Raw genomic sequence first — 23,884 nt, forward strand, 5'->3', positions numbered from 1 at the left:
TGTTAAGCAGCATTCGCCTTTTTTGCCGTGTTATTACGTGCGGCTTTGCCTGCTAATAAATCTGCAGGGTCAAAGTCGTCAACGTTAATAACATCTAAACGTGCTTTTTCAACGCTTGCCAGCTGATCAGCCTCTGCTTGCGTTAAAATACCCGCTTCAAGTCCCATCTGAGCAACTTTATCAAGCTGGAAGAAAGGCAGTTTAACGCCTTTTTCACGACATACCTTATCAAATAAAGGTTCAACAGCTAGCACGTCTTTAAGCGTTTGCTCTTGACGACCAACTAAGTTAAGTGGTTCATTTGTTAAGTATACGTAGCTTGCTAAACGGTTACGTGTTTCGCTAGGTACTTGTAAAATTTGTGCTAATTTATGCTCAAGTTTATCAGTCGGTTTACGAACTGGACGACCGAACGGGAACAACATCAACTTAAGTGCTGCACGAAGCGGAGCTGATGGCATATTGTTAATTAAATCAGCAAGTGCACGTTGACAGTGGTAAAGGTGATCTTGACAGCTCCATTGTACAAGCGGTAAATCTTCTTTTTTACGGCCTTCATCGTTATAACGTTTCAGCGTTGCAGACACTAAATAAAGGTAACTAAGCAAATCACCTAAACGAGCGGAAATACGCTCTTTACGTTTTAGTGAGCCACCAAATACAGCCATGCTAATGTCAGACATCAATGCAAGTGACGCGCTAAAGCGTGACGCAGTACGGTAAAACTCAGCTGTTTCGTCTTTAAATGGTGTAGTTGCAAAACGGGCTCCGGTAAAGCTCATCCACTTAGTACGTACAAGGTTAGACATAGTAAAGCCGATGTGGCCCATTAACGCTTTATCAAATACCGCTAGCGCTTCTTCACGATCTTCGATTGCGCAGGCACCCAATTCAGTCAGTACAAATGGATGGCAGCGAATGGCACCTTGACCGTAAATAATCATATTACGGGTCAAGATATTTGCACCTTCAACAGTGATGGCAATTGGTGCACCTTGATAGCCACGACCTAAATAGTTATTTGGCCCAAGCATAATACCTTTACCGCCGTGAACATCCATTGCATGGTTGGTTGAATCACGCATTTGCTCGGTTAAATGGTATTTAATGATTGCCGAAACAACCGATGGCTTTTCGCCTAAATCAACCGCACCAGTTGACATGCTAACAGCCGCATCTGAGCTGTACGCATAACCTGCTAGTTTTGCTAGTGACTCTTCAACACCTTCCATTTGGCCAATAGGTAAACGGAATTGACGACGAATACGGCTGTATGCACCACTTGCAAGTGCAATTGTTTTAATACCACCCGTTGAGTTTGACGGCAATGTAATAGCACGACCAACCGATAAACATTCAACCAGCATGCGCCAGCCTTGGCCGGCCATTTCTGGTCCACCAATAATGTAATCAAGCGGTACGAAAATGTCTTTACCACGAGTAGGACCATTCTGAAATGGTACATTTAGCGGGAAATGACGACGACCAATTTCAACACCTGGCATGTCTGTAGGAATAAGTGCACAAGTAATACCTGGCTCTTTAACATCGCTTAGTAGACCATCTGGGTCTTGTAGTTTAAACGCCAGACCTAATACTGTCGCAACAGGCGCTAGCGTAATATAACGTTTGTTCCATGTTAGGCTAAGACCAATGACTTCTTCGCCTTCCCACATACCTTTACATACCACACCATAATCTGGAATGGCGCTGGCATCAGAGCCTGCTTCTGGTGAAGTTAAGGCAAAGCATGGGATCTCTTGACCACTAGCAAGGCGAGGTAAGTAATGATCTTTTTGTTCTTTAGTACCATAGTGCTGTAACAATTCGCCCGGACCTAATGAATTAGGAACGCCTACAATTGATGAAAGCAGGGTAGATTTACTGGTTAACTTTTGCAGTACACACGATTGTGCAAAGGCAGAAAATTGCAGGCCGCCATATTCTTTTTTAATGATCATGGCAAAGAATTTATTATCTTTTAGGTATTGCCAAACATCTTGTGGTAAATCGGTTAACTCATGAGTTGCTTCCCAGTCGTCCAACATACTACATACCACCTCAACTGGACCATCGATAAAGGCTTGCTCTTCGATTGTCAATTTAGGCATTGGGTATTGGTGTAATTTGTTCCAATCAGGACGGCCGCAAAAAAGATCGGCTTCCCACCATGTTGTACCCGCATCAATGGCTGATTTTTCAGTTTCAGACATAGTTGGAGTAACTTTTTTAAACATGGCAAAAATAGGTTTAATAATATATTGCTGACGAATGCCAGTAACAGACAATGGCACTGCAATGATCAAGAAGATCAACCAGCTAATTGCGCCAAATGCACCTGCAAAGGTACCAATGACAAGTGTTGCGATGGAAACGCCAAGGGCAGTATTCCAGCTCGCTCTGTGGTAACTCGCGATGCTGAGCAGCACGATTAAACCAAGTGTAAATATGAGTGTCATGTATTCAATCCTTAATAGAGGTCAGACCACCTTTAGTTAGAGTAGCGCTAGAGTGAATAATTATCAAGTAGCTTAGTGAGATAATCTGAGAGTTTAGTTGGTCTTTTGTAAAGAGTATAGTAAGGTTCTTTAAGCATAAGCTTGCTTTGGCGAGTCAATAAAAATGTCTAGTAATACATTGTTATTCATTGAGCATGGTGTAGTCATTTGAAAAACGCAGTAGAAATGTAAATGACATAAAGCTTGATGTATAGCATTCAAGCTTTATGTAAAAATTAATTTTAAGGAAAACTATATACCATATTAAAACTCATTATTGCATAAGATAAGTTGACCACCTCGAGAACATGTTTGCATCATCGGCGGATGCACAGTAGTCCTAGTTTCAGTAACATTACCATCGTTATCGGTTACTTTTAATTTAACTTCAGAAGTAGAAGTGATATCTACATGGTTTTTGGTTGTACTTATACCATTTACCCATTTCTCTACTTTTTGTACTTCACCGTCTCTATCACTGAATGTAAATTGAGCTACTTTAACTCCTGCAGCATAGTATGTGGTATCAGTTCGGCTATCGTAACTTTCTACGACATAATGTTGCTTGATATTGGCCTTTGGAGTGTACTGACAAGATTCACTTGATACTGTATCGAATGCTGAATTTGGTAAGGTAGTACTACAGCGGTAGTTTTTCCATGAGCCTTTTTCATATATGTTCTTATCTATCGTGTACAAGCTAATAGAGTTTCTAGAAACGTATTCACTCAAGAATTTACCATCAAACGTAGTGCAACTAGCTAATCCATAGAAGTACTCTAATTGCGTTGTTTTTGTTTCACATTTAACTTTTTCATCACCCGCAGCAGATGCTACCAGTGGAAAAGCCAATAGTAGAGATACTGTCGTAGAAGTTATAAATTTCATAATCATTTCCTTGTATTTAAATTGAACACAAAGGTTAGCTTCTTGTTTGTTTTGTGTAAAGTTTTTTCGGTTTTGAGTTGATTTTCTCGAGAGATTAACAATAAAAAGAATCGTTAGTGAGAAAAGGTTCTAATTATCATTCCTTACATTGAATCTTGCCTTTAGCTCGCCGTTGTTTAACAATGATTGTGGAAGCTGTAAGAATAATTAATCGCAGTCAATAAAAATACTATTGTGTTATCAAAACTGCGGCCTCTAGTGATTTATTTGAATTTTAAATCTACTAACTTACTTATTTTAAGGGTTAATTTATTTTATGTGTGAGTTGCTTGGCATGTCGGCGAATGTGCCTACAGATATTTGTTTTAGTTTTTCAGGGCTGTTAGAGCGCGGTGGTAACACAGGTCCGCATAAAGATGGCTGGGGCATTACTTTTTATGAAGGGAAGGGGTGTCGTACTTTTAAAGATCCTGAGCCTAGCTGTCAGTCTGAAATTGCCAAGTTAGTAAAGGCCTATCCCATTAAAAGTGTCTCGGTGATTAGCCATATTCGCCAAGGTAATCGTGGCCGTGTTTGTCTTGAAAATACGCATCCTTTTACCCGAGAGTTGTGGGGCCGGGAGCTGACCTACGCGCATAATGGTCAGCTTTCGAATTATTATGATTTAAAACCTGAATATTATCGGCCAGTGGGTAATACCGACAGTGAACTGGCGTTTTGTTGGTTACTCGATCAAATTCGTGAAAAATACCCTAAACGTCCAGCTAATATGGCGTCAGTGTTTCGTTATGCGGCAAAGCTTGCACACACTTTACGTGAAAAAGGTGTGTTTAATATGCTGCTGACCGATGGTGTGTATGTGTTAGCGTATTGTACTAATAATTTGCATTGGATCACCCGCCGTGCGCCGTTCGGTAAGGCTACGTTAATTGATGCAGATATGGTGGTAGATTTTCAACAAGAAACTACGCCAAATGATGTCGTAACGGTGATCGCTACTCGGCCACTGACCAACGATGAGCGTTGGCAAAAAATGGAACCTGGTGAATTTGCGTTATTTAAAATGGGTGAGTTAATTTAGCCGTCAGTTTTAACGTTTGAACTTAATTAATGTGGTAATAAGTCATAAACTGAAAAGCCCAAGTTATGAGCGTCACACTTGAGCCTTTCGTCTTGCATCTTGAGAGCAATTTATTCTGGTGTTATTTCGTTTTTAACTTCTTCAGGTAATGCAACTGGGCTGGTTACAGTGAACGAGTTAAGTTGCACTTCAAATTGTTCTACGCCTTTTTCGCCTTTCCACATCCTGACTAGCATGTAATCCATTTCAGGGGCGAACCATGCAAGCGCTTGGCGTTTATCATTATCATATAAGCGTTTTACTTTGATCGCTTCGATATTACCGATTGGTAGGGAAATAGTCTCTTTACCAACGACCTCAAAGTTATACTCACGGCAGTTGCCTTTTTTATCAACTAGCTGGTACGAAAAGCTGGTTTTACCCATTTTTAATTCTTCGCGTACTTGTACTTGATATGAAATTGAGTCTTGAAATTGCTCAGACCATTCACATTCAATGGGGTATTTACTTTCACTACTACTTACGAGTTTTTTAGTATGATCAAATTGCAGTGTATATTCTCTATCTGGGCCTGTACCTGTGCGGATCATGCTATAATTTAGAGGTGTGACTATTTTGTCGTTAAACGTAAAATTGGATGTTTCTTCACGTGTATCTGAGAATATCATCCACTCAATGTCACTGTGGTAGCTAACTTGGTAACTGTTATCTGCTAGTTTTTTTAATGTGCGGACGCCTTGACCATGGTTTTCGCCTTTGCGCAAAATATCATAGTTAGCTTCAAATTGAGTAAGTTCACCAGCAATTAAACTAGTAGGAAGTAATAAAGTGCCCGCACACAATAGCAAGGCACTTAGTTTTTTATTCTGGGTAGTGCGCGCCGTGTGCAGGAAGTTGTTTTTTGTCAAGAACTGCATAATCTGCTTCCATAGTAAGTCGTTGTTCACTGAACCACTTGACCACCAAAGGGTAAATTATATGCTCTTGTGCATGCACGCGTTTTGCTAATGTGTCAGCAGTATCATCTGCCAGCACGGGTACTTTGGCTTGAAGAATGACAGGACCACCGTCTAACTCTTCAGTAACAAAGTGCACACTTACGCCATGAATGTCATCTTTTGCATCAATTGCTCTTTGGTGGGTATTCAGCCCCTGGTACTTAGGCAACAAAGAAGGATGAATGTTCAACATTTTTCCTTTAAATTTTTGCACTAAGTTAGGAGTAAGAATACGCATAAACCCAGCTAATACAACTAGATTTGGTGCAAAAGAATCAATAACGTTCATTAATTGCGCATCATAGGCTTCGCGCGAGTCAAAATCTTTATGGCTGAGCACTGCTGTTGCAATGCCCGCTTGCTTTGCTCGCTCAAGGCCATAAGCGTCTGCTTTATTACTAATAACAGCCGCTATGTTTGCATTTATCTCGCCGTTATTACAGGCGTCAATGATGGCTTGTAAATTAGAGCCACTACCTGAAATTAAGACTACTAGACGAGCAGGGGCCATTAATCACGGCCGCCTAGGATTTCTACTTGCTCTTCGCCAGCTTTGGCATCATGGATCTCACCAAGGTGCCAAGCATTTTCGCCAAGCTCTTTTAAGATGCTTAAGCTTTGCTCAAGTTTGTCAGCAGGCACAACCAATACCATACCTACACCACAGTTAAATGTGCGGTACATTTCGTGGGTGGTGATGTTACCGTTTTCTTGTAACCAATTGAAAATACCAGGCCACTGCCAGCTATCACCTTTAACTACTGCTTTTGCAGACTCTGGTAATACGCGTGGGATATTTTCCCAAAAGCCGCCGCCAGTAATATGCGAAAGAGCATGAACATCTACTTGCTTGAACAGCTCAAGTAATGGTTTAACGTAAATACGTGTTGGTTCAAGCAGAGTTTCGCCTAATGTTTTACCTTCAAATTCAGCACTTGTATCAGCATTTGATACTTCAAGTACTTTACGAATCAATGAGAAGCCATTTGAATGCGGGCCGCTTGATGCAAGCGCGATTAGTTGATCACCAGCAGCTACTTTTGTGCCATCGATGATATTTGCTTTTTCAACTACGCCAGTACAAAAACCAGCCATGTCGTAATCTTCGCCTTCGTACATACCTGGCATTTCAGCAGTTTCGCCACCAATTAATGCACAACCAGAGATCTCACAGCCTTTACCAATGCCTGTTACTACGTCTGCGGCAGTATCAACATCAAGTTTGCCTGTTGCATAATAATCTAGAAAAAATAATGGCTCAGCACCTTGAACGATAAGGTCATTTACACACATAGCAACTAAATCGATACCTACAGTATCGTGTTTTTTAAGGTCGATAGCTAAGCGTAACTTAGTACCAACACCATCAGTGCCTGCAACAAGTACTGGTTGCTTATAACCAGCTGGGATTTCGCAAAGTGCGCCAAAGCCACCAATTCCGCCCATAACTTCAGGACGACGGGTTTTTTTAACTACGCCTTTAATACGCTCAACAAGTGCGTTACCGGCATCGATATCTACGCCCGCGTCTTTATAACTTAGAGACTGTTTTTGTTCGCTCACAGGATTTCCTCAAAAAAGTTGCATGGTTTTGCATGTGTATGCTTAGAAACGCGCGTATTTTACAACAATTGCAAGGGCGCGGCTAGTTCAAATATGAGTTTACTATTATTGACAAGGACAGTTGTCCGTATAATGACACAATAGATTTAGGTAGCAGGTGCTAGGTAGTTCCTAGCACCTAAAACCTAGTTCCTTTAGTATTAAGCCTTTGCAGTCAAAATTGCACGCAACGGCGCTGGGTAACCTTCAATGGTTTTACGAGTATCGTTTGGATCTAAAAAGTCGATCAGGGACTCGTTTTCCATCCAATCTGATTTACGTTGTTCGTCAAGCGTTGTAATAGCGCAGTCTTTCACTTGCACATCTTTAAAACCAACACGTTCCATCCAGAGTTTTAGCGCTGCCGTGCTCGGAATAAACCACACGTTACGCATCTTCGCATAGCGATCAGTGGGCACGAGTACTGTGTTTTCATCGCCTTCAATAACTAAGGTTTCAAGCACTAATTCACCACCTGGGCGAAGCTGCGCTTTTAATTGTGCTAAAAAGTCGATAGGGGAACGACGATGATAAAGCACACCCATCGAAAACACCGTATCAAAGGCTTTTAACTCAGGCAGGGCTTCAACACCTAGCGGTAATAAATGCACGTTTTCATCTGGGTTAAAGTGTTTGATGGCTTGAAACTGACATAAAAATAAATCAGACGGATCAATGCCAACCACAAACTCAGCGCCTTCACCGCGCATCCGCCATAAGTGATAGCCAGAGCCACAGCCGATGTCTAAAACCGTACGGCCTTTTAGCGGCTCAATGTGCGGTAATAAACGGTCCCACTTCCAATCGCTGCGCCATTCAGTATCAATTTCAATACCGTGTAGGCTGAAAGGGCCTTTACGCCATGGCATCATTCGTTTTAATAAGTGTGTAACTTGTTTTTGTTCGCCGTCGGTCATTTCGCCTGGGGCACCAATTTCAACTTTGTCGATAATATTGACGTGTTTGGTCGCCACTTCAGGCAAGTTTTTTAACACTTTCTGCCATTTCGGTAAATCACCGTGACTTGCCTCTAATTGCCAGTGTTTTAATTGGCTAGGTAGCGTTTCCAGCCAGTGACTTAGCGGGCTTTGTGCGATTGCGGCGTAAAATTGGTTAAACCATTGAGACATTGAATTACTCTTTATATTTGTTACTTGATTGCTACCAGTGAGCAAAAATTAAAACATTGATACCACACTTGGGTTTGGCTAAAGCCAATATCGGTAAGTCGAGAAAGGTGAGCATTTAAAGTATCTGGGCGCATTACATTCTCAATGGCGGTACGTTTTTGGCTAATTTCTAATTCAGAATAACCATTGTGGCGTTTAAAATCGTGGTGCAAGTCAATCAGCAAGTTATCGCATTGCTCGTTCTCGCCTTTGATTTTTTCGCTTAACAGCAATACACCACCGGGTTTTAAATTCGCGTATATTTTTTCAAGCACGGCTTGGCGCTGTGCGGGTGGAATAAACTGTAAAGTAAAGTTCATGGCGACCACTGACGCGTTTTCAATATTTAGCTCATTAATATCACCAAGCGTCACTGTAACAGGCACTTCTGAGCGAAATCCGTGCAAATGTAATTTACAGCGCTCAACCATGGCTTGTGAATTATCAACGGCAATAATATGGCAATTATCAGTGCGGATATTACGGCGCATGCTTAATGTTACTGCGCCAAGGGAACAGCCCAAATCATAAAGGTTTGAATTGCTTTGCGCATATTCACCGGCCAATTTACCCATCGTACTAACAATGGTTGCATAACCCGGAACTGAGCGCTGGATCATATCTGGGAAAACTTCTACTACATGTTGGTCAAAGCTAAAGTCTTTAACCGCTTGCTCAGTGGCATAAATGCTGTCTTTTATGTTCACACAAACAGTCTCTTGAAAAATAATAGGGCTATTTTAGCATTTTATGCTGGATAGTCAGTGATAATTTCAGTAGCTTGGCTAGAATAATGAATAACAAGTAGAAAAAGAGAAGTTTATGAGCAAAAGTAAAGTGATCAGCACAGATGATATATTGGCAACCCTTTGCCATTCTGTAACGGGTGTATTGTCGTCGGCAAGTGGTAATAGCATTAGCTACTCAGCAATGGTACAAAAAATAACCCGTACCTGTATGCGTCCTGATATCGGTTGTTTTGTATTATTTGATGGCGGATTTACAGGACTGGTAATTACTAATTTCACCTCGCAAGCGGCGATGGAGATTTATCATGATTACATGCGTAATATGGGGATGCCTGAAGAAGAACTAGCTCACAGTCATTTATCTGACGATGTATCAAATGTACTCGGTGAATTGATGAACCAAATCGTTGGTGATTTTACTTCAAAGGTACGCGAGCAGTTACATACTTCAATTACCCAAAATCAACCGAAGATGATGGCCATCAACAAGCAAGTACAGATTTCGGTCGATACTACGATGGATAGACCGCAAGCACGGCGCGTGACATTTACCACCAGTAAACAAAATATCTTTTATTTAGAATTAGCAATGGATAAAACGGAGTTTATCAAATTACACGATTTTGATATTGCTGAAGCTATTGACCCAGATGACATCATTGAAAACGAAGCAAAGCATAAAGCAGAAAAACAAAAAGCTGCTGATGATGCTAAAGCAAGTGATTTAGATGACGACTTTATGGCAGAGCTCGGACTTTAAATAACACCTTGCAAGGACATTAAATAGCAGGTCAAAGCATTTAGTTATTAATAGAGTGCATAATATTGGGTTTCGTAATGAAACCCAATATTATTGTGCTCAATTGAATGATAAAAAAACGCTATGCTATAAATCTAGCGGATAATCATTTGCTCACGCTCAGGGCCCACAGAGACCATACTTACAGGTACTCCCATCAGTGCTTCGATGCGTTCTACATAATGCTGCGCTGAAGCAGGCAGACTGTCGAAGGTACGACAACCGGTAATATCTTCATCCCACGCTGGCATGCTTTCATAGATTGGCGTTAAAGCCGCTGTTTGTGGCCAAATAGGGTTTTCGCTGTGATCGCCTGCATAACCAACGCAGATTTTTAAATCTTTCATGCCAGATAGGCAATCAATTTTGGTTAAAGCGATTTCAGTGGCTGCTTGTAATTCAACACCGTTACGGGTGGCAACTGCATCAAAATAACCCATATCACGTGGGCGGCCAGTCACTGCGCCATATTCGTTCGCGCTTTCACGAAAATTGTCTTGCTCTGCCATGGCGGTAACAAGTGTACCTGTACCAACAGATGAGCTAAATGATTTAGCCACAGCGATAACACGCTCAGGGCGCAAAGCTGGCAGCCCGCTGCCAATTCCTGCATAGGCAGCAGTCACGTTTGATGATGTAGTATACGGGTATTCGCCGTAAACTAAATCGCGGCCTGCGCCTAGTTGCGCTTCAAACAATAAGTTGGCATCTTGCTTTTGCAGTGCTTTTAAAGGCTCTGTTACATTACAAATAAATTCACGCCAAGGAGCGCTGACAGCTAATAACCACTCAGTCATTTGTTCAGCTGTTTGTGAAAAATCACAGCTTGGGTAAAGGGCTTTTAGCTGTGGCATTTTCCAATCCAGCATAAATTGAATGCGCTCTAATAAAACGTCTGGCTGATTTAACCAGCCAACTAAAATGCCTTTCTTCATTACTCGGTCGCCGTATGCAGGTGCAATTCCTTGACGAGTAGAGCCGTAAGCAGCATCGCCTAAGCGCACTTCTTCGAGGGTATCTTCAAGGGCGTGTAATGGTAAGCATAACGTTGCACGATCAGAAATACATAATTTTACATCAACACCGGCGGCGTTAACTTCGGCTATTTCTTCGCTTAATGCCGCAGGGCTTATCACCATGCCTGGGCCTAGTACTGCAATACAATCAGGATTAAAAATACCGCTTGGTAATTGGTGTAGTTTAAACGTACCAAAGTCATTCACAACGGTATGTCCGGCGTTGTTACCACCTTGAAAGCGAATGCTCGCAGATGCGTTCTCAGCTAGAAAATCGACGATACGGCCTTTGCCTTCATCACCCCAGTTTGCACCTACAACAACAATTGACGGCATAGTTTAATCTCCAAATTGATTGAACGAATATGGTATGCGCTCTATTAAAATAAGAGAAATTAATTATAATTATTATCTTGATAAGAATTTCATATCGATTTCACACCATTAAGGTCATAAAGATGCTAGATATTCACTGGTTAAAAACTTTTGTCACATTGGCTGAGTTAAAGCACTTTGGTAAAACAGCCAATGCGCTGCATATGACACAGCCAAATGTTAGCTTGCATATTAAGCAGTTAGAAAAAACGACACGGGTTAAACTGATAGAACGTAATCCCTTTAGTTTGACCCAAGCAGGTTTACGGCTATTAGAGTCTGGACAAAAAACCTTATGGGAATTACAGGTTTGCCAATCTGACTTAAATGCGATTAATGATCTCAGCCAAGGCACACTGACAATTGCCGCCAGTGATATAATTTCTCGTTTATTGTTGATTGAGCCTTTTCAGCTTTTTAAGCGCCAGTTTCCTGGCATTGACTTTACTTTGCTCAATACAACGTCTTCGCAAGCGTCAGCATTGGTTAAAAGTGCTGAAGCCGATTTAGGGTTTGTGATTGCCCAAAAAGAAAGTGAGCCGCTGCATTTTACGCAATTACAGCAGATAAAATGGTGTGCATTAGGTAATCATTTAAAGTTATGGCAGCAAGCCAAAAACGATAACAATGTTACACTGACTGAGCCGCCAACATTAATCTTACTCGGCCATGATACGCGAACCCGAGACTTGCTCGATAGTGCCTTGCCATCTTTAAACTTACCAAATTACCGGGTGATGGAAGTGGGCAGTGTGGATGCGCAAATTGATTGGGCTGAAGCGGGGTTTGGCGTTGCCATCGTGCCAGAGTTTTCCCTGCGCAGTAAAGCAAATCTAACTACCACAGTGACCGCATTACCGCAATTTCCAACTACCAGTTTAGGTTATATAGTGAGGCAAAATCAGGTACTTTCAAAAGCGATAAAGCAATTGCTAAATTGGGTCAATGAAGAGATCTCCCGTACTCATCTTGCATAGTATTTATATGTTCACTGTTCGGTTATGTACTTTGTGATTCAGTTATTTTTATGTGTAAGGGTTTTTACCTTCAGCTACTAATACACAAAAAATCCGTAAATCTAATTCGAGTTGATGGTAGCTTGGCTCCATGTGGCAGCACAGGGCGTAAAAGCTTTTGTTGTGGTCTTTTTCCTTAAAGTGGGCGAGCTCGTGTACTACTAAAGCTTTGAGTAATTCCTCTGGTGCACGCAGTAAATCACTGTTGATGGCTAAATCGTGCTTGCGGGTTTTACCTTGCATACGATACGTATGAGTACCTAGCGCGTTAGTGACCATATCGCCTTGTTTTTTAAACGCGGCGCGGCCAAACGGTGGCGCATTTTTTAAATAGCGCTTTTTAAGCTCAGTGGCGTATGCGTATAACGACTTGTCACTGGTAATATTATGGGAGCTGGGGTATTTTTTAGTTAAATACGCGCCGTGTTTATCATTTTCAATAAGCTGCATTACTTGCGTTACAATTTGCTCTGGATAGCCGCTAAAATAGCGTTTAAAATCACTCATTCAATACTTCTTTGTAGTTAATTAATTTTCAAAGCGAGTCAAAAAAGGCTGGCTTGACTGGCTTCTTTTTCACCAGTGAAAGGGTTTAGCACGGGGTGCGGGTAACCTAAATCTTGGCAAAACTCGCGTGCTAATAATGGTGCTTGGCGGTTATCTGCAGTATGAAAAAATACATACGGGTGCTTACCCTCATCAAGCCATTGTTTTACTTTTTTAAGCCACGGTTGGTAATAGCTTTTATAGTCATGATCTAAATCGGCAATCACAAAGCGGGCCATAGGTTGATTGCCTGTTGCAATGGCATGCACGGGTAAATGGGGCTTTTTTTGTTGGGCATCGATGAGTGCTTCAGTGTTCGGCTTAACTGCAAATAATGCGCGGGTGTCCATTGAGATACGGTTGACATTGTTTGCTATTAATAGCTGATTAAAGGCAATTTCGGCTGCGCCTTTCTTAAAAAATTCGGGGTGGCGAACTTCAACGCCGTAGTTTAAACCTGTCGGGAGCTTGGCAATAAACTGTGCTAATAACGGCAGTTGTTTGGGGCTAAAACTACTTGGTAGCTGCAACATGATCTGCCCAACATGAGACAATATTGGCTCGAATAAATTAAACCATGCAGTGAGTTCGTCATCGATATTAGTAAGCTGTAATTCATGACTAAAGCGTCGATGGAATTTAAAAGTAAATTTAAAGTCATTGCCGACAGCATCACGCCAGCGATTTAATGATTCAACACTAGGATCGGCATAAAAGCTGGTATTGCCTTCGACTGAATTAAACACCTGTGCGTATTCGTGCAACATATCGGCATTTTTGCAGTGACTTGATAATAAATTGCCTTTCCACGCGGTACTTGACCACTGCGGACACCCTAAATACAACATAAAACGGTTAACTGATTGTGTGTTTTGGTTAGTATATCAAATCTATAAATTGAAAGCATAGTAGCTGCTGCCGAGCTCGCATTTTCAAGTAACTTGGGTATAATGCTTCCCCTAAAATGATTTATAAATAGTGGCTTATTCTCCCTCAAAAACAGCAATTCTTAGGGGAAGCGGCTATTCGTCTTTACACTGACAGGAAAACTATGCGCTCTATATACTGCGGACAGCTAAATAAAACTCACGTAGATCAAGAAGTTGAACTATGTGGTTGGATCAACAAACGACGTGACCTTGGTGGACTTATCTTTGTCGATTTACGCGATAGAGAAGGTTTAGTACAAGTTGTATTCGATCCTGAAGTTGAAGGCTTAATGGATACCGCGAATACATTACGTCAAGAATTTTGCGTACAATTAAAAGGTGTAGTTCGCGCACGTCCTGACAGCCAAATCAACAAAGATATGGCAACTGGTGAAGTTGAAATTTTAGGCACAGGCCTTACTATCATCAACCGTTCAGAGCCATTACCACTTGATTTTAATCAGGTAAACTCTGAAGAGCGTCGCTTAAAATACCGTTACTTAGACCTTCGCCGTTTAGAAATGAGTGACCGTATTAAACTACGCGCTAAAGCTAGCAGCTTTGTGCGTCGTTTCTTAGATGAAAATAATTTCTTAGATATCGAAACGCCAGTACTTACAAAAGCTACCCCAGAAGGAGCGCGCGATTATTTAGTACCGAGCCGTGTTCACAAAGGCAGTTTTTACGCATTACCGCAGTCTCCGCAGTTGTTCAAGCAATTGTTGATGATGTCGGGTTTTGACCGTTACTACCAAATTGTTAAATGTTTCCGTGATGAAGATTTACGTGCTGACCGTCAGCCTGAGTTTACTCAAATCGATATAGAGACCTCGTTCATGAGCTCTGCTCAGGTACGTGGTATCACAGAAAAAATGATCCGCGAAATGTGGCAGCAATTGCTAGACGTGGATTTAGGCGAGTTCCCAATCATGCCTTACGCTGAGGCAATGAGCTTGTATGGTTCTGACAAGCCTGATTTACGTAATCCAATGACATTAATTGACGTTGCCGATTTAGTAAAAGACGTCGAGTTTAAAGTTTTTTCTGGTCCTGCCAATGATGAAAAAGGCCGTGTTGCTGTATTAACAGTACCAGGCGGTGCATCACTTTCGCGTAAGCAACTAGATGACTACACTAAATTCATCGGCATTTACGGCGCAAAAGGGCTTGCGTGGATGAAAGTAAATGACCGTGCAGCAGGCGCTGAAGGCGTGCAATCGCCAATCGCTAAGTTCTTAAATGAAGACGTGATCAACGAACTTCTTGCACGCACTAACGCACAAACTGGCGACATCATTTTATTCGGTGCTGATAAACGCAACACAGTAAACGAAGCAATGGGCGCGCTACGTATTAAGATTGGTCTTGATTTAGAAATCACTAATCTAAATAGCTGGGCTCCGCTTTGGGTTGTTGACTTCCCAATGTTTGAAGAAGACGACGAAGGTACATTGCATGCTGTTCATCACCCATTTACAGCACCAAAAGATGTAAATGCAAGCGAACTTGAAGCAAACCCAGCAGCGGCTATTTCAGATGCATACGATATGGTACTAAATGGCTACGAAGTAGGTGGTGGTTCGGTACGTATTCATAATACAGATATGCAAGAAGCAGCGTTTAGAATCCTAGGTATTGATGCACAAGAGCAGCAAGACAAGTTTGGTTTCTTACTTGAAGCGTTAAAATACGGTACGCCACCACATGCTGGCTTAGCGTTCGGTTTAGACCGTTTAGCAATGCTACTGTGTGGTACTGATAATATTCGTGACGTGATTGCTTTCCCTAAAACAACCCAAGCGTCGTGTTTGTTAACTAACGCACCAAGTAAAGCAAATGCAGATTCGCTTACAGAGCTTGCTATTAGTGTTGTTGAAAAAGCTGAAAAATCAGCAGAATAAGCAATCCGATAAGTGATTTGTTGAAAACCCTTAGGCTCATACCTAGGGGTTTTTTCATTTAGATGTGTAGATAATTTTTTTAGAGGATTTTATGGCTGTGAGTTATCAATTTTCACAAACAGACTACTACGACCAGCATTTTTCAAACTGCATGGCTAATACGCAGCGCTTTAGTGACATTGAGTTTGAACAGTGCCAGTTTATTGAATGTGATTTTAGTCATAGTCAATTTAGTAATTGTCGTTTTATTGAGTGCGAATTTATTAACTGTAATTTAAGCGATTTAAATTGGGGCTATAGTTCGTTAGAAGAAGTCTGCTTTGTTGATTGTAAGCTCAACAGTATTCAATGGGCGCAGGTAAATTGGCCACAATTGGCACTTACGTCATCGGTGAGTTTTAAAAATTGCCAACTTAGTCATAGCTCATTTTATGAGTTACAGTTAAAAGGCTTGATCATGATTGACTGTTTTGCCAAAGATGTTGATTTTAGACAGGCTAATTTAGCTACCAGTGATTTTAGTAACACTGACTTTAGAGATAGTCTATTTCTGCAAACAAACTTGAGTAAAGTAAACTTTGTCGGGGCGATGCATTTTAATATTGATATTAAAAATAATAATGTTAGCCGGGCTAAGTTTGAGCGCTTTGCAGCGTTAAACTTACTCAGCGGACTAGATATCGAGCTGGTAGATTAGCCGTTATGACACGGCTAATCTAATGCTTAATTAGCAGGCAGGACCATTTTTATTTCGTGCGCTGGCAAGTGCGCGGGCAATTTCAAGTAATGCAGGGGAAATATCACTGGCGCCATCTTTGATGAGTTTTGATACATCACCTGATGAATACAAACTATCGCGTGGTGATTTAATGCCTAATTCACGCACAAAATCTTTAGTCTTGCCAGTGCTGCCTGTTTCGATGAATTTAAAAATAATACGCTCGTTATTATTTTTTGGCTCTGTTTCTAGCGTTTCGATTTCATCTTGATACGCTTCAATTCTGCTTTGTAAAATATCGATACGTTCTTCGATGCTGTTGTATGATTTCATGGATAGGTTCTTTTCTAAATAGACGTTAGGACAATACGACTATTATCGCATAAATTTATAATAATTATTTTTTTCTTTAAAACTCTTCTGCTGTTTTAGGTACCTCGTTTTATTGCAATTAATATTCAAAAGCTTAAAGTACTTTATAATTTAAATAAAATAAGTCGAGCAAATTAATGCCACTACCTTTTAAGTACCTTGTGAGCTTCTTCTTTCTCATAGTCAGTGCCGTCGCCAGTTCCGCAACAAACAGCGAAATGATTGTTGATAAAGCGCGTGACCGCGCGATCCCGATCAGTATTTCATTACCAGCATATAACGAGCATTGTAGCCAACAAACAAAATGCCCTGTGGTATTTATTAATGCCGGATATGGTATTGCGCATACTGACTATCAGTTTGCGGCTGATATATTTACAGCTAAGGGCTATTTAACTATTGCTGTAGCCCATGAATTAGACCGCGATCCTGCGCTCAACCGCACGCCACCTTATATGGCCACTCGTATGGAAAACTGGCATCGTGGTGTGGTCACTCTAAAATTTTTAGTGACTGAGTTGAGCTCTCGCTACCCAGAGTATGATTTTACGCGGTTAACGTTATTTGGCCATTCTAATGGCGGTGATATAGCCGCGCTTTACGCGGCGATTTATCCTAAGCAAGTGAGTCAAATTATTACGCTTGATCATCGGCGTATGTTGTTACCTCGCAATAATAACATTCGGGTTTTAACGCTTCGTGGCAGTGATTACCCTGCGGATAATCAGGTATTACTCAATGAAGATGAATTAGCACAGTATCCGGTTACGCAGATTGCGATAAAGAACTCACGCCATAATGATATGTATGATGGCGGACCTAAGTGGTTAGTAGAGCGGATGAGTAAAGAAATCAAAGCGTTTGTTGCAAACTAAAATAATAAAACTTAGCGCGTAAACATATTAAGTTGCCACTCTTACGCGCTTGATAGTTATTTTACCAGCTCACTTACAATCAGTGGGTTGTTATGCAGGGTTTTATGCACAGGGCATTTGTTGGCAATTTCTAATAGGCGCTGGCGCTGAGCGTCACTCAAATCACCCACTAAGGTGATTTTACGGGTGATGGCTTCGAGTTTGTCGGTTTGCTCGCAGTTATCGCAATCGGCGTGATAATCACGGCTGTGGTTCAGTTCTACCTTTACGTGTTCAAGTGGCAAGTTTTTACGACTTGCATACATACGTAAAGTCATCGCTGTGCATGCACCAAGTCCAGCAAGTAAATGGTGATAAGGGTCTGGGCCTAAATTATTACCGCCAACACTTAGTGGTTCATCGGCAAGCCAAGTATGATCCTTGGTACTTACATGCTGAGTAAAGACATGATCTTTCTCTTCAACTAATACATTGCCGCTGCTAAGTTTGGCACTGTACTGGTTTTTATCAAAATCCACATAACGTTTTGCCCATGATGCTATAACGTCTGCTGCGTAGTCTGCATCGTCTTTGTTAGTGAGTAAGTGGTCGGCGTTATCCAGGCTAATAAAGCTTTTTGGATGTTTAGCAGCGGCGTAAATTTTTTCAGCTTCGTTAATACTTACCGTGGCATCAATAGGGGAGTGCATTACTAACAATGCTCGCTTTAATTTACTGATATGGCTGCGGTCGTAATTGGCAATGTCGTCCACAAACTGTTTTTTAATGGTAAATTCTCGCCCTGCTAAATTTACCTTGGCTTCGCCCTTGCTATTAATTTCATCTAGATGAGCGGCAAAGTTATGCGCTACATGTTGCGCATCTGATGGTGCGCCTATGGTGGTAATGGCTTGTACTTCAGCAATGTGTTCAGCAGCTGCAAGTACCGCTGCGCCCCCTAAACTATGACCAATTAATAATTGTGGCGCTTTAAAGTGTTCACGTAAGTGATCTGCTGCGGCAATTAAATCTTGGATATTTGATGAGAAATTACTGTTGGCAAAATCACCGTCGCTATTACCAAGGCCAGTAAAATCAAAGCGTAATACCGCAATGCCTTGTTGAGTGAGTGCTCGGCTAATTCGACTTGCTGCGGCTATATCTTTACCACAGGTAAAACAATGGGCAAACAAGGCATAAAATTTAATATCACTGGCGGGTGTTTCAAGCTGACCGGCGAGTGTTAAATCACCACTTTTGAACGAAATTTTTTGGCGCATAGGTTACCTTTGCTTAATGAAAGAGGTTAGTGAAGAATAGACCATTAAAGTGCGTTTATAATTACAGTTGTTTTGGCGTTTTATCCACAATAGCAACATTTTGATTTGCATCAAGTAATAAACGCTTACCCAGCTAAAGAGGACATAAGTCCTTATGTTTTTTTGCCCGTTTTATTATGCTCGCGAAGCGCTACAATGGAGCAACTGCTATGATTAGCAAAGGCTTTTAACAACTTAATTCATTGGATACGAACATGCAATTACCTACCGTTGATTATAAAGCGAGCGATGCGGCCGCTCAATTTGTTGAGTCTCTTAGAAATACGGGCTTTGGTGTATTAAAAAACCACCCAATTCCACAGTCTCTTGTTGAATCAATTTATAAAAATTGGCAGGATTTTTTTAATTCTGAACAAAAACATGAATTCTTATTCTCTAAAGACACTCAAGATGGCTACTTTCCGCCTTCGGTATCAGAAGTTGCAAAAGGCTTTACAGTTAAAGATATTAAAGAATATTTTCATGTTTATCCAAAAGGCCGTGTACCAGCGCAGTTAGAAGCAGATATTCGCGAATATTATCGTTTAGCCAATGAATTTGCTGCGACATTGTTAAGCTGGGTGCAAGCTGAAGCACCAGCGGATGTGCGTGCTAAGTTTTCAATCGATTTAAAAGATATGATTGCTGATTCAGAGCAAACATTATTACGTATATTACATTACCCGCCGATGACAGGTGATGAAGAACCTGGCGCTATTCGTGCTGCTGCACATGGTGATATTAATTTATTAACGGTATTACCTGCTTCAAATGAGCCAGGCTTGCAAGTACAAAAAACAGATGGCGGTTGGTTAGATGTGCCATGCGATTTTGGCAGTTTAATTATTAACATTGGCGACATGTTGCAAGAAGCGTCAGGTGGTTATTTCCCGTCGACTATTCACCGTGTTATTAACCCTACTGGCAAAGCGTCATCTAAGTCACGTATTTCTTTGCCGTTATTTTTGCACCCGCGTCCAGATGTGGTGTTATCAGCGCGTTATACTGCTGACAGTTACTTACAAGAGCGTCTGCGTGAGTTAGGTGTTAAATAGCATCACTCAAGTGATGATAGCTTTTCAACATCTACCTAATTGTTAACGCGGATTAATGAATAAGCTGCTTTACTGCAAAAACGAGCATAAGACAATAGCCCTACCTTTTTGATAGGGCTTTTTTTGCTGAGCAGTAATGCTTAAATATTTTTCCAAAAAGTTTACCATTGGAATGAATAGAAACGATTGAATACGCGAATAAAGCAATTAGCAGGTGTCTAAATAACAAGTAAAGCTAGTTGTCAGAGGTGGGACTTTAATCGTGATTGCTCAAGTGATGATGCTATCAGTAAACTCAACTGAGCGTTAACTCTTAAATAGGTTAATATTGTTGTGCTCGTTAGGAAAACAGGGAATAATCTTCACTAAACTGAAAGCAACCCGTAGTAAAATTAAAGAGTTTATTTTGTCAATGAAAACTACTCAAACCGAAGGCTGTTAGGATCACTAAAACGAGTTACACCATTCAATCAAAACAATCTGAATTGAATGGTGTTAGATGTATTACGATTTTTTACTGAGTATAAAACCTAACACTCAATTATATTTACAGCTAAGCCACCGCGAGCGGTTTCTTTATATTTAGTTTTCATATCGTTACCAGTATCAAGCATGGTTTTAATAACTTTATCCAATGATACTTTTTGCTCGCCACTGCCACGAATAGCCAAACGCGATGCATTAATTGCTTTGATAGCTCCCATCGCATTACGTTCAATACACGGCACTTGTACTAATCCACCGACAGGGTCGCAGGTTAACCCTAAGTTATGCTCCATGCCAATTTCAGCGGCATTTTCTACTTGTAATACACTGCCACCGACAATTTCAGTCAATGCACCAGCAGCCATTGAACATGCGACGCCAACTTCGCCTTGGCAACCAACTTCAGCACCTGAAATTGAGGCATTCTTTTTATATAAGATGCCAATTGCGGCGGCAGTTAATAAATAACGAGTTGCAATATCGCGGTCTATTTCTTTAATGAATGTGTGGTAGTACATTAATACCGCAGGTAAAATACCTGCTGCGCCATTAGTTGGTGCTGTAACTACACGGCCACCTGCAGCGTTTTCTTCATTAACAGCAAGGGCAAATAAATCCACCCAGTCCATTGCGCGAAGGGGGTCATTGCTGACTTCAATATTGAGCTTTAAGTACAGGCTAGGGGCGCGACGTTTTACTTTCAAACCACCAGGTAAAATTCCTTCGGTGCGCATACCGCGTTCAATACAGGCTTTCATTACTTGCCAAATATTGAATAGTTCATCTTTTATTTCATCTTCTGTGCGTAAGGTTTTTTCATTTTTCATCATCAAGCTTGATACGCTATAACCTGACTCCTTACACATTTCTAATAAGTCTTTGGCACTGCCAAATGGAAAGGGGGCTGGGTTTTCTTCACGGACAGTGAGCGCAGCTTGTTTTTCGTTTTCAAATTCTTCATCGGTAACAATAAAACCGCCGCCAATTGAATAGTAAACTTTACTATGGAGTTTTTCGTCGCCTTTAAAAGCAATGATCTCCATTGCATTTGAGTGTTTTGGCAAAGTTTTACGACGGTGGAATACAATCGCTCCTTGTTTTGGAAACTTTGCTTGATGCACTTGATTTAAGTGGATCACTTGTTCATTTTCAATTTTAGCGAGAATACCGTCTACTAAATCGGCATCAATGGTTTCCGGATCATAACCCGCAAGTCCGAGGATAACTGCTTTGCCTGAGCCATGGCCGATACCTGTTTGTCCCAATGAGCCATATAGCTCAACTTTAATGCTGGTGACATCGGTTAACAAGTTTTGTTGTTGTAGTTCGTTAACAAATAAACGCGATGCGCGCATTGGGCCGACGGTGTGTGATGATGACGGGCCAATGCCAATACTAAACATATCGAATGCACTGATCATAATAACTTTACTCTACTTTTACTCAGCACGATTGCTGCCTTTGAACGGTCGCACATAATAACGCGTAATTGTACCCTTGTAACCCTTTGCAATAGAGATTTAAACTGGTATGGCAAGCTGTTTTGTAAAGTTTTTTATAATGCTAGCAGTGGCTCCCCAAAGTAGTCCGTAAGGAGTTGAAAAACCTTGTAAAGTAATAGTTTTGCCAAAGCGATGAAAAGGTAAGGATTGCCAATTGTTTACATCAGCGAGTGCGCTGACGGGCAGCAAAAAACTGGCGGCCACTTCATTTTGGTCTGCATGCCAATGTGTATCTGGGGCTAATACACCAACAAACGGTGTAATCGTAAAGCCGGTAAGAGTAGAGTAATCGCCTAATTGACCGATGACAGTGACATTTGATGGGGCGATATTTAGCTCTTCACTTAGTTCACGCAGTGCAGTATGGCGTAAGTTTGCATCGCTCAACTCATGCTTACCGCCTGGTAAGCAAATTTCCCCAGGATGGTGATTTAAGAACATTGGGCGTTTGCATAGTAATATGTGCGCGCTGTTATCTACATCAATCAGCGGTAACATAACGGCACTGGCTCGTTGGGAACGTTGTTTAAAATGTCTCTTATCAGCTGGCTGTATATACTCATTGGCAGGCGCAGTTAGCTGAAAACGAGCCATAAGCTGTTTGCTATTCACACAGGTTACTTCAATAAAGGTAAGATTTTATTTACTTTATCGTAAGTTTCTTGGTATTCCAAATCCACTTGTGAATCAGCAACAATGCCGCCGCCAGCCCAACAATAAATATGCTGTTTGTGACACACTAAAGTTCGGATGGTAATACTGGTATCCATATTGCCACAAGCGCTTAAATAACCGATTGAACCACAGTAAATACTGCGCCGATGCGGTTCTAATTCTTCAATGATTTCCATCGCACGAATTTTGGGTGCACCGGTGATTGACCCTCCCGGAAAAGCAGCATACAACTGATCAACCGCAGTTTTATCGTCAGCTAACTGCGCTGTCACGGTACTGACTAAGTGGTGTACTGCAGGAAAACTCTCAATCGCAAAGAGTGACGGGACTTGCACGGTACCAGGTTTGGCAACTTTACCTAAGTCGTTGCGCAGTAAATCAACAATCATCACATTCTCAGCGCGATCTTTCGCTGAATTTTGTAATCGAGTTGCTTGTAACGCATCTTCTTTTTTATCAAGACACCGTGGCAGCGTTCCTTTGATTGGCTTGGTTTCAACCTGATTATCATTAATGGCAATAAAGCGCTCAGGGGAAATAGATAAAATAGCGCCATCAAGATGATTAATAAAACTTGAAAATGGTGCTTTGTTAGCTTCGCGCAAAGTACAATAAGCATGCCACGGTGAGCCTTGATACTGCGCTGTAAAACGCTGTGCTAAGTTAATTTGATAACAATCGCCACTTTTTAAATATCCCTGAATTCTTGCAAACTTAGCGCTGTATTGTGCGCGGCTCATATTTGATGACCAGCCTCGGGTGATTTCAAATGGCGAGGTAATTGGAGAGGCGTGAGCTAACTCCTGTAGATACATTGCTGATCTATCAACATCAGGCTGTGCGACATAAAACCAACTGTGCAGCTTTTTATCATAGATAAGTGCATCCATATAGAGACCAATAGCTAGTTGTGGCATATCGATATCATCGATAGCTTGGCTGGGAAGTTTTTCAATGACTCGGCCAAGGTCGTAACCAAAATACCCGAGCCAGCCGCCACTAAAAGGTAGGTTAGGCTGAGTTTTACTGCTATCTAGAGTATTTAGCTGTGCTTTAATAATGCTAAAACAATCTTGTTCAGTTGCCTTGTCATCAATAAACGTGTGGTTATTTTTAACTTCGAGGCGCATTTTTGGCGCTATAGCAATCAGATCGTAACGACTATTTATATGGTCGCTGTTGGCTGAATCCAGCAGAACGGCATAAGGTAAATGGGCAAAATAGGCGAAAACCTCTAGGCAGTTGAGCGAAATGTCTAATTGAATACAGGTTTTTTGTTGCTTTATCATCTATTTTTTTACCCTGAAGAACTGGCTCGAAACGGGCTAGGAGGGTA

Annotated in this window: 22 protein-coding genes; 7 read left to right on the forward strand and 15 right to left on the reverse strand. The window is 41.3% G+C overall.

From position 1 onward, the window contains the following. Positions 1 to 2: 2 nt before the first annotated feature. Together fadE and PVK79_RS12040 are read right to left on the reverse strand one after the other, a co-directional pair. Complete coding sequence (gene fadE, locus PVK79_RS12035) at positions 3 to 2,459, reverse strand: acyl-CoA dehydrogenase FadE (RefSeq protein ID WP_149982939.1); 2,457 nt, start codon at positions 2,457 to 2,459, stop codon at positions 3 to 5. A 303-nt stretch (positions 2,460 to 2,762) separates the two neighbouring features. After that, on the reverse strand, positions 2,763 to 3,386 hold the full coding sequence (locus PVK79_RS12040) for a hypothetical protein (protein ID WP_257325682.1): 624 nt from the start codon (positions 3,384 to 3,386) through the stop codon (positions 2,763 to 2,765). A 316-nt stretch (positions 3,387 to 3,702) separates the two neighbouring features. Here PVK79_RS12040 and PVK79_RS12045 point away from each other — a divergent pair, with 316 nt between their 5' ends. Continuing rightward, a complete protein-coding gene (locus PVK79_RS12045) occupies positions 3,703 to 4,467 on the forward strand; it encodes a class II glutamine amidotransferase (RefSeq protein WP_257325683.1) in 765 nt (254 codons plus the stop codon). Positions 4,468 to 4,577: 110 nt separating this feature from the next. Here PVK79_RS12045 and PVK79_RS12050 read toward each other — a convergent pair whose 3' ends face one another. The 5 genes from PVK79_RS12050 to cmoA all read right to left on the reverse strand — a co-directional run bounded on the left by PVK79_RS12050 (position 4,578) and on the right by cmoA (position 8,943). Further along, entirely contained in the window at positions 4,578 to 5,375 is a 798-nt protein-coding gene (locus tag PVK79_RS12050) for a DUF3108 domain-containing protein (protein ID WP_425607892.1), read from the reverse strand. Continuing rightward, positions 5,329 to 5,976, reverse strand: a complete 648-nt coding sequence (gene purN / locus PVK79_RS12055) for a phosphoribosylglycinamide formyltransferase (RefSeq protein ID WP_145242362.1) — start codon at positions 5,974 to 5,976, stop codon at positions 5,329 to 5,331. The genes PVK79_RS12050 and purN overlap by 47 nt, the downstream gene beginning before the upstream one ends. After that, positions 5,976 to 7,028: a phosphoribosylformylglycinamidine cyclo-ligase gene (purM, locus tag PVK79_RS12060; protein WP_145242360.1), complete on the reverse strand. Its 1,053-nt coding sequence runs from the start codon at positions 7,026 to 7,028 to the stop codon at positions 5,976 to 5,978. Before purM ends, purN begins: the two co-directional genes overlap by 1 nt. 200 nt (positions 7,029 to 7,228) lie before the next feature. After that, positions 7,229 to 8,197, reverse strand: a complete 969-nt coding sequence (gene cmoB, locus PVK79_RS12065; RefSeq protein ID WP_182784930.1) for a tRNA 5-methoxyuridine(34)/uridine 5-oxyacetic acid(34) synthase CmoB — start codon at positions 8,195 to 8,197, stop codon at positions 7,229 to 7,231. A gap of 20 nt (positions 8,198 to 8,217) precedes the next feature. Then, on the reverse strand, positions 8,218 to 8,943 hold the full coding sequence (gene cmoA / locus PVK79_RS12070) for a carboxy-S-adenosyl-L-methionine synthase CmoA (protein ID WP_145242356.1): 726 nt from the start codon (positions 8,941 to 8,943) through the stop codon (positions 8,218 to 8,220). 115 nt (positions 8,944 to 9,058) lie between these two features. Between cmoA and PVK79_RS12075 the strand changes: the two genes are divergently transcribed. Beyond that, positions 9,059 to 9,745: a DUF3334 family protein gene (locus tag PVK79_RS12075; RefSeq protein ID WP_257325685.1), complete on the forward strand. Its 687-nt coding sequence runs from the start codon at positions 9,059 to 9,061 to the stop codon at positions 9,743 to 9,745. Positions 9,746 to 9,879: 134 nt separating this feature from the next. On the opposite strand, the gene PVK79_RS12080 is transcribed toward PVK79_RS12075, so the two are convergent. After that, on the reverse strand, positions 9,880 to 11,136 hold the full coding sequence (locus PVK79_RS12080; RefSeq protein ID WP_257325686.1) for an adenylosuccinate synthase: 1,257 nt from the start codon (positions 11,134 to 11,136) through the stop codon (positions 9,880 to 9,882). Between the two features lie 122 nt (positions 11,137 to 11,258). Between PVK79_RS12080 and PVK79_RS12085 the strand changes: the two genes are divergently transcribed. Then, complete coding sequence (locus tag PVK79_RS12085) at positions 11,259 to 12,152, forward strand: LysR family transcriptional regulator (RefSeq protein WP_257325687.1); 894 nt, start codon at positions 11,259 to 11,261, stop codon at positions 12,150 to 12,152. A 48-nt stretch (positions 12,153 to 12,200) separates the two neighbouring features. Here PVK79_RS12085 and PVK79_RS12090 read toward each other — a convergent pair whose 3' ends face one another. Further along, positions 12,201 to 12,698, reverse strand: a complete 498-nt coding sequence (locus PVK79_RS12090; RefSeq protein ID WP_149982946.1) for a M48 metallopeptidase family protein — start codon at positions 12,696 to 12,698, stop codon at positions 12,201 to 12,203. 38 nt (positions 12,699 to 12,736) lie between these two features. Next, positions 12,737 to 13,585 (reverse strand): DUF72 domain-containing protein, encoded by an 849-nt coding sequence (locus tag PVK79_RS12095; RefSeq protein ID WP_257325688.1) that lies wholly within the window; start codon positions 13,583 to 13,585, stop codon positions 12,737 to 12,739. 203 nt (positions 13,586 to 13,788) lie between these two features. Between PVK79_RS12095 and aspS the strand changes: the two genes are divergently transcribed. Both aspS and PVK79_RS12105 read left to right on the forward strand, forming a co-directional pair. Next, positions 13,789 to 15,567 (forward strand): aspartate--tRNA ligase, encoded by a 1,779-nt coding sequence (gene aspS, locus PVK79_RS12100; protein WP_257325689.1) that lies wholly within the window; start codon positions 13,789 to 13,791, stop codon positions 15,565 to 15,567. A 151-nt stretch (positions 15,568 to 15,718) separates the two neighbouring features. Then, positions 15,719 to 16,264 carry a pentapeptide repeat-containing protein gene (locus PVK79_RS12105; protein WP_257326367.1) on the forward strand — a complete coding sequence of 182 codons (546 nt, stop codon included), beginning with the start codon at positions 15,719 to 15,721 and terminating at the stop codon, positions 16,262 to 16,264. 30 nt (positions 16,265 to 16,294) lie between these two features. Here the strand turns inward: PVK79_RS12105 and PVK79_RS12110 are convergent, their stop codons facing one another. Beyond that, on the reverse strand, positions 16,295 to 16,618 hold the full coding sequence (locus tag PVK79_RS12110; protein ID WP_182732238.1) for a hypothetical protein: 324 nt from the start codon (positions 16,616 to 16,618) through the stop codon (positions 16,295 to 16,297). 176 nt (positions 16,619 to 16,794) lie between these two features. Between PVK79_RS12110 and PVK79_RS12115 the strand changes: the two genes are divergently transcribed. Next, a complete protein-coding gene (locus PVK79_RS12115) occupies positions 16,795 to 17,532 on the forward strand; it encodes an alpha/beta hydrolase (protein ID WP_182732237.1) in 738 nt (245 codons plus the stop codon). A 56-nt stretch (positions 17,533 to 17,588) separates the two neighbouring features. Here PVK79_RS12115 and PVK79_RS12120 read toward each other — a convergent pair whose 3' ends face one another. Next, entirely contained in the window at positions 17,589 to 18,791 is a 1,203-nt protein-coding gene (locus PVK79_RS12120; protein ID WP_257325690.1) for a bifunctional alpha/beta hydrolase/OsmC family protein, read from the reverse strand. A 254-nt stretch (positions 18,792 to 19,045) separates the two neighbouring features. On the opposite strand from PVK79_RS12120, the gene PVK79_RS12125 reads away from it, so the two are divergent. Then, the gene (locus PVK79_RS12125) at positions 19,046 to 19,885 is read left to right on the forward strand and encodes an isopenicillin N synthase family dioxygenase (RefSeq protein WP_145242335.1); all 840 of its coding nucleotides are present in this window, start codon (positions 19,046 to 19,048) and stop codon (positions 19,883 to 19,885) included. A gap of 530 nt (positions 19,886 to 20,415) precedes the next feature. Here PVK79_RS12125 and PVK79_RS12130 read toward each other — a convergent pair. The 3 genes from PVK79_RS12130 to pabB form a co-directional block, all read right to left on the reverse strand. Continuing rightward, positions 20,416 to 21,792: an L-serine ammonia-lyase gene (locus tag PVK79_RS12130; RefSeq protein WP_257325691.1), complete on the reverse strand. Its 1,377-nt coding sequence runs from the start codon at positions 21,790 to 21,792 to the stop codon at positions 20,416 to 20,418. Between the two features lie 99 nt (positions 21,793 to 21,891). Then, positions 21,892 to 22,485, reverse strand: a complete 594-nt coding sequence (locus PVK79_RS12135) for an NUDIX hydrolase (protein ID WP_257325692.1) — start codon at positions 22,483 to 22,485, stop codon at positions 21,892 to 21,894. Between the two features lie 5 nt (positions 22,486 to 22,490). Then, positions 22,491 to 23,837 carry an aminodeoxychorismate synthase component I gene (gene pabB, locus PVK79_RS12140; protein ID WP_257325693.1) on the reverse strand — a complete coding sequence of 449 codons (1,347 nt, stop codon included), beginning with the start codon at positions 23,835 to 23,837 and terminating at the stop codon, positions 22,491 to 22,493. Positions 23,838 to 23,884: the final 47 nt, after the last annotated feature.

The sequence above is a fragment of the Pseudoalteromonas rhizosphaerae genome (assembly GCF_028885455.1).
Taxonomy (GTDB): domain Bacteria; phylum Pseudomonadota; class Gammaproteobacteria; order Enterobacterales; family Alteromonadaceae; genus Pseudoalteromonas; species Pseudoalteromonas rhizosphaerae.

What these genes read in the sequence shown, in the direction of transcription:
- PVK79_RS12075 (WP_257325685.1), top strand. Translation starts at nt 9,059, where the DNA reads ATGAGCAAAAGTAAAGTGATCAGCACAGATGATATATTGGCAACCCTT.
- PVK79_RS12125 (WP_145242335.1), top strand. Translation starts at nt 19,046, where the DNA reads ATGCAATTACCTACCGTTGATTATAAAGCGAGCGATGCGGCCGCTCAA.
- PVK79_RS12110 (WP_182732238.1), bottom strand. Translation starts at nt 16,618, where the DNA reads ATGAAATCATACAACAGCATCGAAGAACGTATCGATATTTTACAAAGC.
- pabB (WP_257325693.1), bottom strand. Translation starts at nt 23,837, where the DNA reads ATGATAAAGCAACAAAAAACCTGTATTCAATTAGACATTTCGCTCAAC.
- PVK79_RS12130 (WP_257325691.1), bottom strand. Translation starts at nt 21,792, where the DNA reads ATGATCAGTGCATTCGATATGTTTAGTATTGGCATTGGCCCGTCATCA.
- PVK79_RS12095 (WP_257325688.1), bottom strand. Translation starts at nt 13,585, where the DNA reads ATGTTGTATTTAGGGTGTCCGCAGTGGTCAAGTACCGCGTGGAAAGGC.
- PVK79_RS12040 (WP_257325682.1), bottom strand. Translation starts at nt 3,386, where the DNA reads ATGAAATTTATAACTTCTACGACAGTATCTCTACTATTGGCTTTTCCA.
- purN (WP_145242362.1), bottom strand. Translation starts at nt 5,976, where the DNA reads ATGGCCCCTGCTCGTCTAGTAGTCTTAATTTCAGGTAGTGGCTCTAAT.
- aspS (WP_257325689.1), top strand. Translation starts at nt 13,789, where the DNA reads ATGCGCTCTATATACTGCGGACAGCTAAATAAAACTCACGTAGATCAA.
- fadE (WP_149982939.1), bottom strand. Translation starts at nt 2,459, where the DNA reads ATGACACTCATATTTACACTTGGTTTAATCGTGCTGCTCAGCATCGCG.
- PVK79_RS12120 (WP_257325690.1), bottom strand. Translation starts at nt 18,791, where the DNA reads ATGCGCCAAAAAATTTCGTTCAAAAGTGGTGATTTAACACTCGCCGGT.
- PVK79_RS12115 (WP_182732237.1), top strand. Translation starts at nt 16,795, where the DNA reads ATGCCACTACCTTTTAAGTACCTTGTGAGCTTCTTCTTTCTCATAGTC.
- PVK79_RS12105 (WP_257326367.1), top strand. Translation starts at nt 15,719, where the DNA reads ATGGCTAATACGCAGCGCTTTAGTGACATTGAGTTTGAACAGTGCCAG.
- cmoB (WP_182784930.1), bottom strand. Translation starts at nt 8,197, where the DNA reads ATGTCTCAATGGTTTAACCAATTTTACGCCGCAATCGCACAAAGCCCG.
- PVK79_RS12085 (WP_257325687.1), top strand. Translation starts at nt 11,259, where the DNA reads ATGCTAGATATTCACTGGTTAAAAACTTTTGTCACATTGGCTGAGTTA.
- PVK79_RS12090 (WP_149982946.1), bottom strand. Translation starts at nt 12,698, where the DNA reads ATGAGTGATTTTAAACGCTATTTTAGCGGCTATCCAGAGCAAATTGTA.
- PVK79_RS12045 (WP_257325683.1), top strand. Translation starts at nt 3,703, where the DNA reads ATGTGTGAGTTGCTTGGCATGTCGGCGAATGTGCCTACAGATATTTGT.
- PVK79_RS12080 (WP_257325686.1), bottom strand. Translation starts at nt 11,136, where the DNA reads ATGCCGTCAATTGTTGTTGTAGGTGCAAACTGGGGTGATGAAGGCAAA.